This is a genomic window from Vibrio sp. PSi01 (assembly GCF_054960695.1).
Genome location: NZ_JBHNYN010000011.1, coordinates 78,024 through 94,532, shown reverse-complemented (window position 1 = coordinate 94,532; position 16,509 = coordinate 78,024). Strand labels below are relative to the sequence as shown.

The following is a 16,509-nucleotide window of genomic DNA, read 5'->3' as shown; positions in this document are numbered from 1 at the left end:
CGCTCTTTTTGCATTTCTCTATTAACGTTTTGAGTTATGCCCTAAAGCATTAGCTCATAAACTTAAGCCTGTTGCTTACTTAACTCTGTCGCCTCTTCAGCTTCAAACGCAGGTGCCGTTGGTTCACACTTATCAACGAACCAACCCATGTAAGAAGTCACGATAGTCACGATGATACAGATGAAGCTTAACCACATGAATGGTGCGTAAGATAGTGTCGCGACACCTAGAATACTCGCCATGTAGATACCATTGTCACTCCAAGGCACCATGCCAGAGGTCAGCGTGCCACCAAACTCAGCATTACGAGATAAGTTCTTACGTTTGTAGCCTAAACGGTCGTAGTTTTTCGCACAGATTTTTGGCGTAAGGATGAGTGATACATACATTGCTGAACCGAACACGTTACCCATGAAAGCCGTACCAATTGTGCTAGTTGCTAGTGAGCCAGCGCTGTTTACTCGGCGCTCGAACACTTTAGCAATTGTCTCTAGTACGCCCACTTTATCCAGCAAGCCGCCGAAACCTAGACCAAATACGATGACCGCAACCGAACCCAGCATGGAAGACATACCGCCACGGTTAAGAATCGAATCAATGAACTCTACGCCAGATGAGATGGAGAAAGGTGCCCAAGCAGTGTTGAATGCCGTTAGGAAGTCGATCTCTTGGATCATGACTGCCCAGATAATACCCAGCAGAGAACCAAAACTGATGACTGGGAATGAAGGCATGCGGAAAGCCAACAAACCAAGCACAATAAGTACCGGAACGAATGAGTAAGGCGTGATGTAGAACTGAACTTCCATCGCTTTGATTACAGAATCAACTTGGCTCATGTCAACGTTACCCGCGTAGTGGAAACCAAACGCAGTAAACATGATGCCTGTAATCACGTAGCTGATTAACGCAACTGGAAGCATGCCCTTGATGTGTTCAACTACTTCAACACCAGACATTGAAGAAGCCAAAATCACTGAATCAGAAAGCGGAGACATTTTGTCACCGAAATAACAACCTGACAGCACTGCACCGGCAGTAATCGGTGCTGGAACACCTAGACCTTGGCCGATACCCATCATCGCTATACCTGCTGTACCTGCAGCGCCCCATGACGTGCCGGTCGCCAGTGCAGTCAGAGAACAGATGATCATGGTCGCTAAAAGGAAGATAGAAGGGTGGATAGCTTTCAGACCATAGTAAATGATAGTGGGTACGATCCCGCCAGAGATCCAAGTACCAACAAGAGCGCCAACGGCTAAAAGTATTAAAACCGCGCCTAAGCCATTGGATATTCCTTTGAGTGCTGCTTTTTCTAAGTCTTTGTATTGGTGTCCAAGACGAATACCCAAAACCATGATAATGAACCAGCCAATGTACAAGGCAAGTTGGATTGGTAGGTCAAGCTTTGCTGTAAAGGAAAAAGCAAGGGATAGAAATAGTCCTAACGCGATGAATACCTGCAATAGGTTCGGTAGACGAGTTTTACTCTGCTTCATAAAAGCCTCTTGTTATTTCGAGCATTTATAGTGCTTCGTTATAGTGTGTGGTGCAAAACGGACACTACAGTAATTAGTTTATTATATCGAAAAAATGCGTCTAAGTTGTGATATTTGACTGCTAAATAAATGTTTCGTGGTTTCATGGTCTGAAAATTTGTTAAATTCATGATTGTTACATGTTGAATTCTGTCGCACGTTGTTTTCGTTGTGTAAAATATTATTCTGGTTAACCTTTGTTAAATAGTGGTAATTACTGTTGCAAGCAGGATCTAATTGCTCGTAAATTGAACAATTCATATCAATAAACACATAAGTTTGGTGATAGTCGGTGTTTTATCAGTGACTAAGCGGCGGAATGAACAACAAGAGATAACTGCGTGATTCATCGCGTTCACTTAAAAGAAACGAAAAAGTTACACTTTTTGACAAAAAGCACTTGAGTTCTGTTTCTGAAAAACTTATAGATGGGGGAGAGCAATTTTTAATTTATACATGGAGAGTGAGCGATGAGAGTAGGTCTAGTTGGTTGGCGCGGTATGGTTGGTTCTGTACTGATGCAACGTATGGTTGAAGAGAAAGATTTCGACCTAATTGAGCCTGTTTATTACAGCACATCTCAGATTGGTATTCCTGCCCCTGTTTTAGGTGGTAAAGATGCGGGTCTACTTCAAGACGCTTTTGATATTGATAGCCTAAAACAGCTTGATGCCGTGATTACCTGTCAAGGTGGCGATTACACATCAAAAGTATACCCAGCATTGCGTCAAGCAGGTTGGAAAGGTTACTGGATTGATGCAGCTTCTACTTTACGTATGGACGCTGATTCAATCATCACTCTTGATCCTGTTAACTTGGCTCAAATCCAACAAGGCATCCACGGTGGCACTAACACTTTCGTTGGTGGTAACTGTACCGTGAGCTTAATGCTTATGGCTTTGGGTGGTTTATATGAGAAAGGCATGGTTGAGTGGATGAGTGCCATGACGTACCAGGCGGCATCCGGCGCTGGTGCTAAGAACATGCGCGAACTGATTTCGCAAATGGGTGTTATCAACGATAGCGTTAGCTCTGAGTTAGCTAACCCTTCAAGCTCAATTCTTGATATTGATAAAAAAGTGGCAGACACCATTCGTTCATCTTCATTCCCAACTGATCAATTTGGTGCACCTCTTGCAGGCTCGTTGATTCCTTGGATCGATGTGAAACGTGAAAATGGTCAAAGTAAAGAAGAGTGGAAAGCGGGCGTTGAAGCGAATAAGATTCTCGGCTTAGATGGTCAGCCAATCCCAATTGACGGTACTTGTGTGCGAATCGGCGCAATGCGTTGTCACGCTCAAGCACTAACAATCAAGCTTAAGCAAGACGTTCCAATGGACGAGATTGAAGAGATAATCGCGACACACAATGATTGGGTTAAAGTGATTCCTAATGACCGTGATATTACGGCACAGGAACTAACACCAGCGAAAGTAACAGGCACGATGTCTGTACCAGTAGGTCGTCTACGTAAGATGTCTATGGGTAACGACTTCCTGAACGCATTCACTGTTGGTGACCAACTGCTGTGGGGTGCTGCAGAACCACTACGTCGTACATTACGTATTATTCTTTCTGAGAAAGCGTAACTGCCTCATCTCTGATAATAATTAAAGAAGAAGCGCCTTAAGGCGCTTTTTTTGTATCTGATGCTTAGTCTGGATCTTTGGCGACGACTCGTTTGTCTGGATCTGCTAACTCACTTGCACAGTGCTTGCAATACATGGCATCCGAATCATGGCCTGCACGGTTACAGTTAGGGCACTTAACCAACTCTTTATGAGAGTTCATTTCATTGCTGAGTTCTGCGGTAATTATCCCTGTAGGCACCGCTAAAATAGAGTAACCCAATAGCATGGTCAGTGATGCGATAGCTTTGCCAAACGCGGTTTGTGGGGTGATGTCTCCGTAACCCACCGTCGTGATTGTCACAATTGCCCAGTAGATACTTTGAGGGATACTTGTGAAGCCATTTTCAGGCCCCTCAATGACAAAAATTAGTGACCCAAAGATAGTGACGAGGATGCCAACAGTGCTGAAAAAGATAAGTATTTTTCTTCTTGCCATTAATAGCGAACGCAGCAGGATATTGGAGTCTTGTAAATAACGAACCAGCTTAAGAATTCTGAATATGCGCATGACACGTAACAGCCTGACCACACCCATGAACGAAGCACCTGGGAAGATGATTGCAAGGTATGTTGGAAGAATGGCGAGTAGGTCAACCACTCCATAGAAGCTGGTGGCATAGGACTTAGGTTTTGGGGAGCAATAAAGCCTCAATAAGTATTCTAGTGTGAATAGTGCTGTGAAGCTGTATTCGATGTAACGTAACTGCTGTGACCATTCGGTCATCACGCTCGGGATTGACTCTAAGATTAGCACGATCAATGAAACGACGATCGCAATGATCAGAGAGATATCAAATGCACGTCCTGCTGGAGTATGAGTACCAAAAATAATGACGTACAAATGATGCTTAAGAGGCTGACGTGACATAGGGTGAAGTTCACCTTTTGTTAAATGTATTAACTGTGATTATACAAGCTTCATAATCATGAGGCGAGTGAAAGCCTAACCACTTTACTCGCCTCGTTAATATCAATGCTGAGTCCCCACAACGGCGGGTTATACCGATATTGTTATGCTAATCCTGGAAATAGGTTACGTAACCCGTTTGCAATGAATTCGATGCCGAGTGCTCCCAGAATCAAGCCCATGATACGGGTGATAACATTAATTCCTGTTTGACCAAGAAAGCGAACGATAACTGGCGCAGAACGGAACAGAAGCCAAGAGCAAGTCGCGAAAGCAATAATGCTAAGGCCGATTCCTACTGTATCAATCGCGGCTGGATAGCGAGAACCATAAACAATGGTCGAACTGATTGCACCAGGGCCAGCCATTAAAGGCATCGCTAGAGGAACGACCCCAATTTGCTCTTTGCTAATGTATTCAGACTTCTCTTGCTTGTTCTGCTTATCTTCACCGAGCTTACCGCTCATCATCGAAAATGCGATGCTCAATAATAGCAAGCCGCCTGCAACTCGAAATGAGTCGAGAGAGATGCTGAACATGTCTAAAAGCAATTGTCCCGCGACAAGCGACACAATCAAGATAACGGCAACAGCAACGTTGGCTTGTAAGGCTGTCCTATTCCTCTCTTCTGGGGGCATATGAGCAGTAAGAGAAACAAAAACAGGCATTATGCCGATTGGGTTTACGGCAGCAACAAGCCCAAGGAAGAATTGCATAAAAATTGCGAGTTCTAAACCTTGCATGAGAGCGATCTCCAGATAGCGTTCTTAGGATTGAGGGGTTTGATCTGTACATAGTCAGAGCGCGTAATGTAAGTGACAATTCTAAATTTCACGAATGAAAAAAACTAACGCGAAATAGGGGATTTTTCTTAGAAAAACTAATTGAATCTCACTTTTGTACTAGCCTTGTTGCAAGCTAGTCGTTGGTGTTTCATTTTGTAATATCTTATTGAGTAAATGTTAACTGTCGCACGAAATTAATAAAAAATATGTCAGAATCTAGCCCGTGCAACGCTATGGATATACTCTCAGTAGCACGAATACAGCTGTATACATGTAATTTAACGGACTAAAAATGAAAGTTTTTTACAAGTTATGACTCTATGTAAAAAAACTTTGTCTGTTTGCTTGTTTTTTGCGCTAACGAAAAGTGTGACTTTAATCTATATAAATCAGACTCTTAAGTTTGTTTTTGCGATTGCCTTACTACTTTCTGGTTAATTATTTTTGGGTAACTGATCTGGGTCAATTTTTTTCACACTGTGAAATAATATACTCAGCCCTGAAAGCAATTTACTAAGAACGCTGTGAATTAGGGTTAAAGACAAGCAGTGAAATTAATAAAAAGTTTTTAATATTTATTATTTTAGGAGATCCACCATGCCTGTAACTAACTTAGCGGAACTTGATGCTCTAGTAGCTCGCGTTAAAGCAGCTCAAGAAGAGTTCGCAACATTCTCTCAAGAGAAAGTAGACGCAATCTTCCGTGCAGCTTCTCTTGCTGCTAACCATGCTCGTATTCCTTTGGCTCAACAAGCCGTTGCTGAATCTGGAATGGGTATTGTTGAAGATAAAGTTATCAAAAACCACTTCGCTTCAGAATTTATCTACAACAAATACAAAGACGAAAAAACATGTGGCATCTTAGAAGAAGATGAAAGCCTAGGCACTATGACTATCGCTGAGCCTGTAGGTATCATCTGTGGTATCGTTCCAACAACGAACCCAACTTCAACAGCAATCTTCAAATCTCTAATCTCTCTTAAGACACGTAACGGCATCATCTTCTCGCCACACCCACGTGCAAAGAATTCAACAAACGATGCAGCTAAACTGGTTTTAGACGCAGCGGTAGCAGCTGGTGCTCCAAAAGACATCATCGGTTGGATCGACCAACCATCGGTAGAGCTTTCTAACGCGCTGATGAAGCATGACGGTATCGCACTTATCCTTGCTACTGGTGGTCCAGGCATGGTTAAAGCAGCATACTCTTCTGGTAAGCCTGCGATCGGTGTTGGTGCTGGTAACGTTCCTGTAGTTATCGATGAAACAGCTGACATCAAACGTGCTGTAGCATCTATCCTTATGTCTAAAACATTCGATAACGGTGTTGTATGTGCTTCTGAGCAAGCTGCAATCGTAGTTAGCGAAGTATATGACGAAGTTAAAGCGCGTTTTGCTTCTCACAAAGCTCACGTTCTATCTAAAACTGACGCAGATAAAGTTCGTAAAGTTCTTCTTATCGACGGCAACCTAAACGCTAAAATCGTAGGTCAACCTGCTCCAGCAATCGCTGAAATGGCGGGTGTTAAAGTTCCTGCTGATACAAAAGTACTTGTTGGTGAAGGCCTTGGTAAAGTTTCTTACGATGACGAATTCGCTCATGAAAAACTGTCTCCGACTCTAGGTCTATTCCGCGCAGACGATTTCGAAGATGCTGTCGCTCAAGCTGTAACAATGGTTGAAATCGGTGGTATCGGTCACACATCTGGTCTTTACACTAACCAAGATACTAACGCAGACCGCATTCGTTACTTCGGTGACAAGATGAAGACGGCTCGTATCTTAATCAACATCCCTACTACTCACGGTGGTATCGGTGACCTGTACAACTTCAACGTTGCACCTTCTCTAACTCTTGGTTGTGGTTCATGGGGTGGTAACTCTATCTCTGAGAACGTAGGTCCTAAGCACCTTATCAACAAGAAAACTGTAGCGAAGCGAGCTGAAAATATGTTGTGGCACAAACTACCTAAGTCTATCTACTTCCGTCGTGGCAGCCTTCCAATCGCTATGAGCGACCTAGAAGGTAAGAAACGCGCATTCCTAGTAACGGACCGTTTCCTATTCAACAACGGTTACGCAGACGACGTAGTACAAATCCTTAAAGCACAAGGTATTGAAGTTCAAGTATTCTTCGATGTAGAAGCGGATCCAACACTGTCTGTTGTTGAGAAAGGCGCTGAAGCAATGAAGAGCTTCCAACCTGACGTAATCCTTGCTCTAGGTGGCGGTTCTCCAATGGATGCTGCTAAGATCATGTGGGTTATGTACGAGCACCCAGAAACTCACTTCGCGGAACTAGCAATGCGCTTTATGGATATCCGTAAACGTATCTACAAGTTCCCTAAAATGGGTAAAAAAGCTGAGCTTGTATGTATCACTACGACTTCTGGTACGGGTTCAGAGGTTACTCCATTCGCGGTTGTTACAGACGACAAGACTGGTGCTAAGTACCCACTAGCTGATTACGAAATTACGCCAAACATGGCTGTTGTTGATGCTAACCTAGTAATGAACATGCCTAAGTCTCTAACAGCATTCGGTGGTTACGATGCAGTAACTCACGCTCTTGAAGCTTACGTATCTGTTCTTGCGAACGAATACTCAGACGGCCAAGCTCTTCAAGCTCTTAAGATGCTTAAAGAATACCTACCATCAAGCTACAAAAATGGTGCAGCTGACCCAATCGCTCGTGAGAAAGTACACAACGCAGCAACTATCGCTGGTGTAGCATTTGCGAACGCATTCCTAGGTGTGTGTCACTCAATGGCTCACAAAATTGGTGCTGAGTTCCACCTACCACACGGTCTTGCTAACGCACTGCTTATCTCTAACGTTGTACGTTACAACGCGAACGATAACCCAACTAAGCAGACTGCATTCTCTCAGTACGATCGTCCACAAGCACGTCGTCGTTACGCTGAAGTTGCTGACCACCTAGGCCTAAGCCAAGCTGGTGACCGTACTGCTCAGAAGATTGAACGTCTACTGACTTGGTTAGAAGAGCTTAAAGTTGACCTAGACATCCCACTATCTATCCAAGCTGCGGGTGTTAACGAGTCTGACTTCATCGCTAAACTAGACGAGCTAGCTGTTGAAGCGTTCGATGACCAGTGTACAGGTGCTAACCCACGTTACCCTCTAATCACTGAGCTAAAAGAAGTTCTAACAACTTCTTACTTCGGCCAACCATACGTTGAAGGCGAAACTTTCGAAGGTACTACAGTTATCCTTAAGAAAGCAGATCAAAAGCCAGCTGACGCGAAAGCGCCAAAAGCTAAAAAAGAAAAAGCTAACGCATAATAAGTAAGCATTAGTTTTGAGATAAGTTTTCGCTAGCACGAACCTTATCTAATCGGGAAAAGAACAAAGCCCCAGTCGAGAGACTGGGGCTTTTTTATGTGGTCGGTTAGGTTAAAACTAACAATATAAAAAGTAAGAAAATAAAAAGGATCTACACTTCGGCAGCGACGACACGTCCGCTGAAGTAGTCATTAGAAATGATGTACTCGGTTGTTCTGGTCAGTTCATCTTGTAGTTGAGCCCAATGACATCGGTTGAGTTTTCCGTCTGCATTGTGAACGGCAGGAACGACCCCACCAACTCGTATCCCGAATGGGGTGAGTTCCTTAGCCCAACTATGGGTAAAGCCGGTAATCATTGAGTTAGCACTTTCTAAACCTGATACATCACTGAAATCATCATGAGAGATCACATTGACGATCACGCCTTCTTTATCTTCTTCTCGTAATCGCTCAGCACTTATCTGGCCAAATGCAAAAAGGGTAGAGGCTTTCGAAGACAAATCATCAATATAACTACTGACGGGTTGGTCGCCAATCAAACTTGGCATTGGAACGCTGATCCAGTTGTTAACTAACACATCAGGTGTCGTATTGAAGGTGTGCTGGACAAAATCGAAGACCGCTAGTATGGCTTGGTTATGATTACTTTCGAGCGTATAGCGGTAGACCGAATCAGAGAGTCGAGAGCATTGGGTATAGGTTTCTTGCAGTGCTGTAGGATCTTTATCACAAAGGATAACGGTGGCTCCAAGGTTAACAAAGTGGTTCGCAATCGTTCCTCCCAAGCGCGAGCCTGCTGATGTCACCAATATGATTGAGCTTTTTATTTCCATCCAAACACCTAAGAAAATAATCTATGTCGTTTAAGGATGGGTTAAATTTCATACAACGGGTGTGAATTGGTTCAAACTAAGACGTACCAATTGATAAGTTTGTATGAACTTAGTGGCAGCTCACATTTTGTAGTAACTTCAAGACGTAACCCACAATTTGTATTTTGAGTGTGCCTAAGACTAGTGGTTCATATCACTCACATCAATTGCTTAAGGGATACAATTTAGGAGCTGATGAGCAGGCAGTGAGGTAAGGTTTGTTGTGACTATACTTGGGCCTGAATTTGATACTGACGTTGAGCGGTAGAGAGATCGTTGTAAAGAGTCGCATTAGGTAATTCAGGTAAGTGCTTATTTGCAAGTTTCCGTCGGTCGTGACCTGAAAGGTTTTGGTAGACGTCTTCGGGAAAATCGCCAGTATCTTCAGGCATAAAAGCCAGTGCTTCTGGTTTTAAGTAATGACTTAGTTTTGCACTAGCAAGGCTTGCTTGATGAAAGTAATTCGACTGTTGTGCAGAAATTTCGTATGAGGATTGATCAGAACGCAATTGTTGAGGTTCAGCGACACCAAATTGTTTGCGCAGGCGATCTTCGCTAGTCTCGGTTACCTCGATAGTATTTATAGGAGTACAATCGCGGACATCATTAGAGAACATGGATAGCAGCAACGCGAAATCTGCACGGCGACCTTGTTCAACCGCTTGGCTGATCCCGATGCCGAACTTTAGTTCGTTTATGATTCCTGCTTTGTCTAAAGTGTGTATTTGCATGTTGCCTCTCATTTGATACACCTTTAACGGCACGGAGTCGGCAAACTTTAGTGTTTAATTACAGACAAATACATAATCTATGTAGAGCAGATAAGAGCTTAGTTTCGATTAGGGGTAACTGAAGGAGTCAGTGATAAAACAAGCTCTGTTAACTCATTTCACCTTCCATGTTCAAGCTGAAAATACGACGGATACAAAAAAGCTCACGCCGAGGCATGAGCTTTTAATAAGTCACTCGCTATTAATAGCGCAGCATAAGTAAAAATTACTTAGCTAGGTTCTCTTCTACGAAAGACCAGTTTACTAGGTTCCAGAATGCAGCCATGTAGTCTGGGCGAACATTGCGGAAATCGATGTAGTAAGCGTGTTCCCATAGGTCAACAGTTAGAAGTGGAGTAACACCTTCTTCTGTTAGAGGAGTTGCAGCGTTAGAAGTGTTAACGATGTCTAGAGAACCGTCAGCTTTTTTTACTAACCAAGTCCAAGAAGAACCGAAGTTGTTGATTGCTGAATCAGTGAATTTTGCTTTGAATTCTTCGAAAGAACCGAATGCGGTGTTGATAGCTTCTGCAACAGCGCCAGTTGGTTCGCCGCCTGCTTTAGGAGCAAGACAGTGCCAGTAGAACGTGTGGTTCCAGATTTGAGCAGCGTTATTGAAAACACCACCAGTAGAAGTCTTAATGATTTCTTCTAGTGTTTTGCCTTCAAACTCAGTACCTGGGATAAGACCATTTAGTTTAACAACGTAAGTGTTGTGGTGCTTACCGTGGTGGAAATCTAGCGTTTCTGCTGAGATATGTGGTTCTAGCGCGTCTTTCGCGTAAGGAAGAGCCGGTAGTTCAAATGCCATTGCTCAATTCTCCATTGATATGAAAGAGTTAACTCTTTCGATTGCTTCCAGTGATATTATTATTCATGGCTGGCTATACTGACAACCATGGTCAATTTGCTGACTTGCGATATAGTTTAGCAAGTTTTTACTTTATTAAAAGCTTAATTCATCACTTTTGTGTGAATTGTTAGCTTAACTTGTTAACCATTTTTTTTATATGGTTTTTATTCTTTTGGTTTGGGGTAGAATAAAGGCAATGAAAGCCGTAATCCATTAACGAGGAAGCAATGGAAACTATCGATAAAATCAAACAGCAAATTGAAGAAAACACCATTCTACTTTACATGAAAGGTTCTCCTAAGCTGCCAAGCTGTGGTTTTTCTTCTCAAGCATCTCAAGCTCTAATGGCGTGTGGCGAAAAATTTGCATATGTAGACATTCTACAAAACCCTGATATCCGTGCAGAGCTTCCAGCTTACGCACAATGGCCAACTTTCCCACAACTTTGGGTTGAAGGTGAGCTAATCGGTGGTTGTGACATCATTCTTGAGATGTTCCAAAAAGGTGAACTTCAGCCAATCGTTAAAGAAGCAGCGGCTAAAGTTGCTGGCGATGACGCTGAGTAAGTTCTCGCTTTTTTGCTTGAATAGATAAAATGAGGGGCCTTAATTAGGCTCCTTTTTTGTTTTAATTGATTGAGTCATTGACTCAATAAGGAATGAACAATGGACGTGAAACTTCATTATGTACATGACCCAATGTGCAGCTGGTGTTGGGGATACAAGCCAACACTTGAGTTATTGAAACAACAATTGCCTGCGAGCATTGAGTTTAATTACGTAGTTGGAGGTTTAGCTCCTGATTCTGATGAGCCAATGTCTGAGGAGATGAAAGGCAAGCTTCAGGCTATCTGGAAGCAGATCGAAGCTAAGCTGGGTACTGAGTTTAACCACGAATTTTGGACTGAGTGCAAACCTGTGCGAAGCACCTATCCAGCGTGCCGCGCTGTGATAGCTGCTGGTTTTCAAGACCACTATGAAGCCATGCTTGAAGCGATTCAACATGCTTACTATTTGCGTGCGATGTTGCCACACAGCCAAGATACTCATCTGCAACTCGCTGAAGAGTTGGGTATGAACGTACAACAGTTTGAAAATGATCTTTCTAGCAAACTATTGGAAAGTGAATTGGATGACCAGTTAGGCTTTAAAGAAGCGATAGGCGTACATTCTTACCCAACGTTAATGCTTGAAGTTAACGGTATCTTCACTGAGGTTGCGTTGGATTACCATTCGTCGGAGACGACGCTTAAATCTATTCGTGAAGTACTTGTGAATAGCGCTCCTACTGCTTAGTTCAATGAGAGCTCTAACTCTCAATTAGTTCACACTACTTTGAAGGCTTACTTACAACAGTAAGCCTTTTCTTTTATCTGGCGCAATGAGTTTATTGAGGTGGTAAAGGGTAAGAGAGAATAAAAGAGCAAGATATATCCCAGATACAAAAAAGACCGCACGAGGCGGTCTTTGTAATAATAGCTTAGGTTCTTTACTACAGAACCTAATTACAGAACCATAGCTGCAATCCAACCGAATACGATCAGTGGGATGTTGTAGTGCAAGAATGTTGGTACGACGGTTTCCCATACGTGTTCGTGTTGACCATCAGCATTTAGACCAGATGTTGGACCTAATGTTGAGTCAGAAGCCGGAGAACCAGCATCACCTAGCGCTGCCGCTGTACCCACTAGCGCGATAGTGGCCATTGGTGAGAAACCAAATGCCGCCGCTAGAGGAACGTAGATAGTTGCAAGGATTGGAATCGTCGAGAACGAAGAGCCAATACCCATTGTTACTAATAAGCCGACTACCAGCATAAGCAGAGCTGCTAGAGGCTTGTTGTCACCGATACTTGTTGAAAGTGCTTCAACTAGAGATTCAACACCACCAGTCTGTTTCATCACTGCTGCAAAACCTGCTGCTGCAATCATGATAAAGCCGATCATTGCCATCATGTGAACACCCTTAGTGAAGACATCGTGTGTCTCTTTCCAAGCAATTACGCCACCGAAGGTGAATACCATGAAACCAGCCAGAGCACCGATGATCATAGAGCCCGTCGACAGTTGAACGGTTAATGCAGCAACGATACCAGCTGCCGCTACTAGGATGTGCTTCTTGTTGATCTCTTTTACTTCTGTTGAAACAACAGTGTGAGACGTTTCTTTGTATTGGCGAGGTTTACGGTAAGTAAAGAATACCGCCGTTAGAAGGCCGAAGATCATGCCGGCTGCTGGTAACAACATTGCCATTGGTACTTGGCTTGCTACTACGCTTTCAAGACCGTTGTCATGAAGGTTTTTTAGTAGGATGTTGTTTAAGAAGATACCGCCAAAACCAATCGGTAACACCATGTAAGGTGTGATTAGACCAAAAGTAAGTACACACGCAACTAGACGACGGTCTAGGTTCATTTTTGCGAATACGCCTAATAGAGGTGGGATTAAGATTGGGATAAAGGCGATATGTACAGGAATCACGTTTTGTGAAGACATGGTCACTAAGATCAAAGACGCAAGGATACCGTACTTAAGACCATTAGATGCCGCGCTGTTCTCTTTGCCGTGAATACGCTTGATTACGCTTTGAGCTAGTAGGTCTGTGATACCAGACCTAGAGATAGCAACAGCAAAAGTACCAAGCATTGCGTAGCTAAGTGCGATAGTTGCACCGCCACCTAATCCACTTTCGAAAGCAGCTACAGCATCGTTCAGACCCATACCAGAGGCTACGCCACCGATAATTGCACTGAACGTGAGAGCAACAACTACATTTACGCGCATCAAAGCTAAAACAAGCATGATGCAAACTGAAATTACAACAGGATTCATATTATTCTCGAGATGTTGTGTTTTTTATGAAGGCAATACGAACGAACGTTTACCGATTCTATTTTTGTTGTTCGTCAACAAGAGGCCAACCACCAAGGGCTTTCCATTTGTTTACAATGCCGCAAAATAACTCTGTGGTTTTTTGCGTATCATACAAAGCAGAGTGTGCTTCTTTGTTGTCAAATTCCATCCCAGCAGTGCGGCAAGCTTTAGCCAAAACGGTTTGACCGTAGGCAAGACCACTAAGAGCTGCAGTATCAAAAGTTGCAAATGGATGGAAAGGGACGCGTTTAAGCTTACAACGCTCACTTGCTGCATTTACGAAGTTTAAATCGAATGTAGCATTGTGAGCGACCATGATTGCGCGACTGCAATCTGAAGCTTTTTGTTCTTTTCTCACTAGCTTGTAGATTTCTTTAAGGGCTTCTTGCTCCGACACAGCACCACGTAATGGGCTAAATGGGTCTTTAATTCCGTTAAAGTCTAATGCTGCCTGCTCTATATTTGCGCCTTCAAAAGGCTCAATGTGAAAATGAAGCGTTGATGCAGGTTGCAGATCTCCGTTCTCATCCATTCTTAATGTAATGGCACAGATCTCTAATAATGCATCTGTTTCTGCGTTAAACCCTGCGGTTTCCACGTCGATGACCACGGGAAAATAGCCACGAAAGCGGTTTTTTAGGGTCAGAGCTTCGTTTTCTACAGTCATGTTAGCCCAAATAAGTGTGATTAAGGCTACATTATTGCAGATAATAGCAGTGATAAAAACTAGGGAACGGCAATAATTAATAAATTAGCCACTCTATTGCGGCTTGATATTTGCATATTTAAACTCGATAGAAATATGCGGCAATTGGCTGCATTGTTAAACGAATTGCTTAAGAGATACTCCACTTTATGAAGAAACAACTCATAACAGGTTCAATGTTATTTTCGCTACTTATGTCGTCATCGGTATTGGCACAAGAAAAGCGTTACGGAGCATCTCCTCAACAGTCGGAATGGGAGATGGTGGCCAATACACCACTCGAATGTCGTTTAGTTCATCCGATTCCCAATTTCGGTGATGCTGAGTTTTCATCTCGTGCAAGCAAAAAAATTATTTTGGACTTTGAACTTAAAATGCGTCGTCCAATGGGAGCAACACGTAATGTTAGCTTGATTTCTATGCCGCCACCTTGGCGTCCGGGCGAGAGTGCTGATCGCATGACAACCATCAAGTTCTTCCAACAATTTGACGGCTATGTAGGTGGTCAAACAGCTTGGGGGATATTGAGCGAGTTGGAGAAAGGTCGCTACCCGACATTCAGTTATCAAGAATGGCAGAGCCGAGATCAGCGGATTGAGGTATCTTTATCGTCAGTGCTATTTCAAGAAAAGTACAATGTGTTTAGTGACTGTATTGCCAATTTGTTGCCTTATAGCTTTGAAGATATCTCTTTTACCATTTTGCACTACGATCGTAACAGCGACCAGTTGAACAAATCGTCACGTAACAGGCTAAGCCAGATTGCTGATTACGTTCGCTACAACCAAGATATTGATCTTGTGCTAGTGGCCACGTATACCGATTCTGCTGACAGTAAAGGCATCAGCCAAAACCTTTCAGAACGAAGAGCTGAATCACTAAGAGAGTACTTTAAGTCACTCGGTTTGCCAGAAGACCGTATTCAAGTTCAAGGATATGGTAAGCGTCGCCCGATTGCTGACAACAACTCGCCAATTGGTAAAGATAAAAACCGACGCGTTGTGATCTCTTTAGGCCGTACACAGGTTTAAACTGAATAGCTTGTCTAGATAAAGATAAAGATAAAGATAAAAATGCCTATCTACGTGATGGGCATTTTTTGTTTGGATAACATGTCGATTTGGCTCTAATTATTCGAGGCAACCATTAATTCAAGCGGAACCGAGCAATCATTTCACAGTTGGTCGCAGTATCGATTTTTTCAACCATAGAGGCTATTTTAGGATTTGGATGACGTTTCATGAAATCGATAAGGGCTTTTTTACAACAACCAATAGAATCTATAAAGCTAGAGCATTGCGTATTAGGGCACTGAGGAATCAGTGTCAGGACCTTTTCAGAGGCAAGCTGAAGGTACTTAAGTTCATATTCTGTATCGCCCGCCCATCGCCAAAACTGAGCAAGGTTGTGGCAAGAGATGACCGAAATCAGTAAGCGTTCATCGGCCTGAATATCAGTACGCTCAGTAATTTCTTCGCTTAAATTCAACGCCTGCTGATAGTGAAGAATGCTTCGTACAGGATCGTCGAGTTGCAATGCAGTATCGGCAAGTAACGTGTGTTTTTCCCATTCGCTAATCATTGTATAACCTCACTAATCAAGATGGGTTTAATTTAAATAATAATCATTATCATGTAAAGTTTCATCGATTAGATTGTGAATAATACTGGGTAAAGAATATTGATTATGAATGAATTGATAAAAAAGAAGCGAGCATAGTGCTCGCTTCTCTTGTGCATTAATTTAGCTTTTGCTTTCAAAGCCTAGTATCGCAATGGTTAGTGACTAACCTTCGAGGCCTGCACTTGCTTGTTTGTTCTGAATAAGCTCAATCATGTAGCCGTCAGGGTCTTTTACGAATGCAATGTGAGTAGAACCGCCTTTTACAGGGCCGGCTTCACGAGTCACGTTACCGCCAGCGGCTTTAATCGCGTCACACGTAGTGTAGATATCATCAACACCGATCGCTACGTGACCGAAAGCTGAGCCTAGGTCGTATTCAGTTGTGCCCCAATTGTAAGTTAACTCAATAACAGCACCTTTAGATTCGTCACCAAAGCCAACAAAAGCCAGTGTGTATTCGTACTCTTTATTTTCGTTCTTACGTAATAGTTGCATGCCCATTACGTTGGTGTAGAACTCGATAGATTTATCTAGATCACCAACTCGTAGCATGGTGTGTAAAATACGACCGTTTGACATGATTTGCTCCTAGCGTTAACTATGTTTACGTTTTTTGTAATTCTGTTTTATGCCGCCAGAAAAGTGCG

At 42.9% G+C, this 16,509-nt stretch carries 15 protein-coding genes; 5 read left to right on the top strand and 10 right to left on the bottom strand.

Annotation, left to right across the window (positions count from 1 at the left end; translation table 11 throughout):
* Positions 1–62 precede the first annotated feature (62 nt).
* Positions 63–1,499 (bottom strand): Na+/H+ antiporter NhaC, encoded by a 1,437-nt coding sequence (gene nhaC / locus ACFI6G_RS15220; protein ID WP_016769064.1) that lies wholly within the window; start codon positions 1,497–1,499, stop codon positions 63–65.
* Positions 1,500–2,008: 509 nt separating this feature from the next.
* On the opposite strand from nhaC, the gene asd reads away from it, so the two are divergent.
* Entirely contained in the window at positions 2,009–3,127 is a 1,119-nt protein-coding gene (gene asd, locus ACFI6G_RS15215; RefSeq protein WP_016792781.1) for an aspartate-semialdehyde dehydrogenase, read from the top strand.
* Between the two features lie 64 nt (positions 3,128–3,191).
* On the opposite strand, the gene ACFI6G_RS15210 is transcribed toward asd, so the two are convergent.
* Together ACFI6G_RS15210 and ACFI6G_RS15205 are read right to left on the bottom strand one after the other, a co-directional pair.
* Positions 3,192–4,037, bottom strand: coding sequence for an ion transporter (locus ACFI6G_RS15210; protein ID WP_010437102.1), 846 nt, complete (start codon positions 4,035–4,037; stop codon positions 3,192–3,194).
* A gap of 143 nt (positions 4,038–4,180) precedes the next feature.
* A complete protein-coding gene (locus ACFI6G_RS15205) occupies positions 4,181–4,819 on the bottom strand; it encodes a YchE family NAAT transporter (RefSeq protein WP_010437104.1) in 639 nt (212 codons plus the stop codon).
* Between the two features lie 639 nt (positions 4,820–5,458).
* Here ACFI6G_RS15205 and adhE point away from each other — a divergent pair.
* On the top strand, positions 5,459–8,164 hold the full coding sequence (gene adhE, locus ACFI6G_RS15200; protein WP_016769062.1) for a bifunctional acetaldehyde-CoA/alcohol dehydrogenase: 2,706 nt from the start codon (positions 5,459–5,461) through the stop codon (positions 8,162–8,164).
* Between the two features lie 151 nt (positions 8,165–8,315).
* Here adhE and ACFI6G_RS15195 read toward each other — a convergent pair whose 3' ends face one another.
* The 3 genes from ACFI6G_RS15195 to sodB form a co-directional block, all read right to left on the bottom strand.
* Complete coding sequence (locus ACFI6G_RS15195; RefSeq protein WP_016769061.1) at positions 8,316–8,999, bottom strand: SDR family oxidoreductase; 684 nt, start codon at positions 8,997–8,999, stop codon at positions 8,316–8,318.
* A 266-nt stretch (positions 9,000–9,265) separates the two neighbouring features.
* Positions 9,266–9,769 (bottom strand): VC2046/SO_2500 family protein, encoded by a 504-nt coding sequence (locus ACFI6G_RS15190; RefSeq protein ID WP_261382782.1) that lies wholly within the window; start codon positions 9,767–9,769, stop codon positions 9,266–9,268.
* Between the two features lie 265 nt (positions 9,770–10,034).
* A complete protein-coding gene (gene sodB / locus ACFI6G_RS15185; RefSeq protein ID WP_016792783.1) occupies positions 10,035–10,619 on the bottom strand; it encodes a superoxide dismutase [Fe] in 585 nt (194 codons plus the stop codon).
* A gap of 269 nt (positions 10,620–10,888) precedes the next feature.
* Between sodB and ACFI6G_RS15180 the strand changes: the two genes are divergently transcribed.
* Positions 10,889–11,227, top strand: a complete 339-nt coding sequence (locus ACFI6G_RS15180; RefSeq protein WP_009848715.1) for a Grx4 family monothiol glutaredoxin — start codon at positions 10,889–10,891, stop codon at positions 11,225–11,227.
* Positions 11,228–11,326: 99 nt separating this feature from the next.
* Positions 11,327–11,956, top strand: coding sequence for a DsbA family protein (locus tag ACFI6G_RS15175; RefSeq protein WP_010437114.1), 630 nt, complete (start codon positions 11,327–11,329; stop codon positions 11,954–11,956).
* A gap of 209 nt (positions 11,957–12,165) precedes the next feature.
* On the opposite strand, the gene ACFI6G_RS15170 is transcribed toward ACFI6G_RS15175, so the two are convergent.
* Entirely contained in the window at positions 12,166–13,491 is a 1,326-nt protein-coding gene (locus ACFI6G_RS15170) for a Na+/H+ antiporter family protein (protein ID WP_010437117.1), read from the bottom strand.
* Positions 13,492–13,549: 58 nt separating this feature from the next.
* Positions 13,550–14,200 (bottom strand): ribonuclease T, encoded by a 651-nt coding sequence (gene rnt, locus ACFI6G_RS15165; RefSeq protein ID WP_010437118.1) that lies wholly within the window; start codon positions 14,198–14,200, stop codon positions 13,550–13,552.
* Positions 14,201–14,388: 188 nt separating this feature from the next.
* Between rnt and motY the strand changes: the two genes are divergently transcribed.
* Complete coding sequence (motY, locus tag ACFI6G_RS15160; protein WP_010437120.1) at positions 14,389–15,270, top strand: flagellar protein MotY; 882 nt, start codon at positions 14,389–14,391, stop codon at positions 15,268–15,270.
* A 115-nt stretch (positions 15,271–15,385) separates the two neighbouring features.
* Here the strand turns inward: motY and ACFI6G_RS15155 are convergent, their stop codons facing one another.
* Both ACFI6G_RS15155 and gloA read right to left on the bottom strand, forming a co-directional pair.
* Complete coding sequence (locus ACFI6G_RS15155; protein WP_004734047.1) at positions 15,386–15,820, bottom strand: DUF2753 domain-containing protein; 435 nt, start codon at positions 15,818–15,820, stop codon at positions 15,386–15,388.
* A 204-nt stretch (positions 15,821–16,024) separates the two neighbouring features.
* On the bottom strand, positions 16,025–16,441 hold the full coding sequence (gene gloA, locus ACFI6G_RS15150) for a lactoylglutathione lyase (protein ID WP_016790351.1): 417 nt from the start codon (positions 16,439–16,441) through the stop codon (positions 16,025–16,027).
* Positions 16,442–16,509 lie beyond the last annotated feature (68 nt).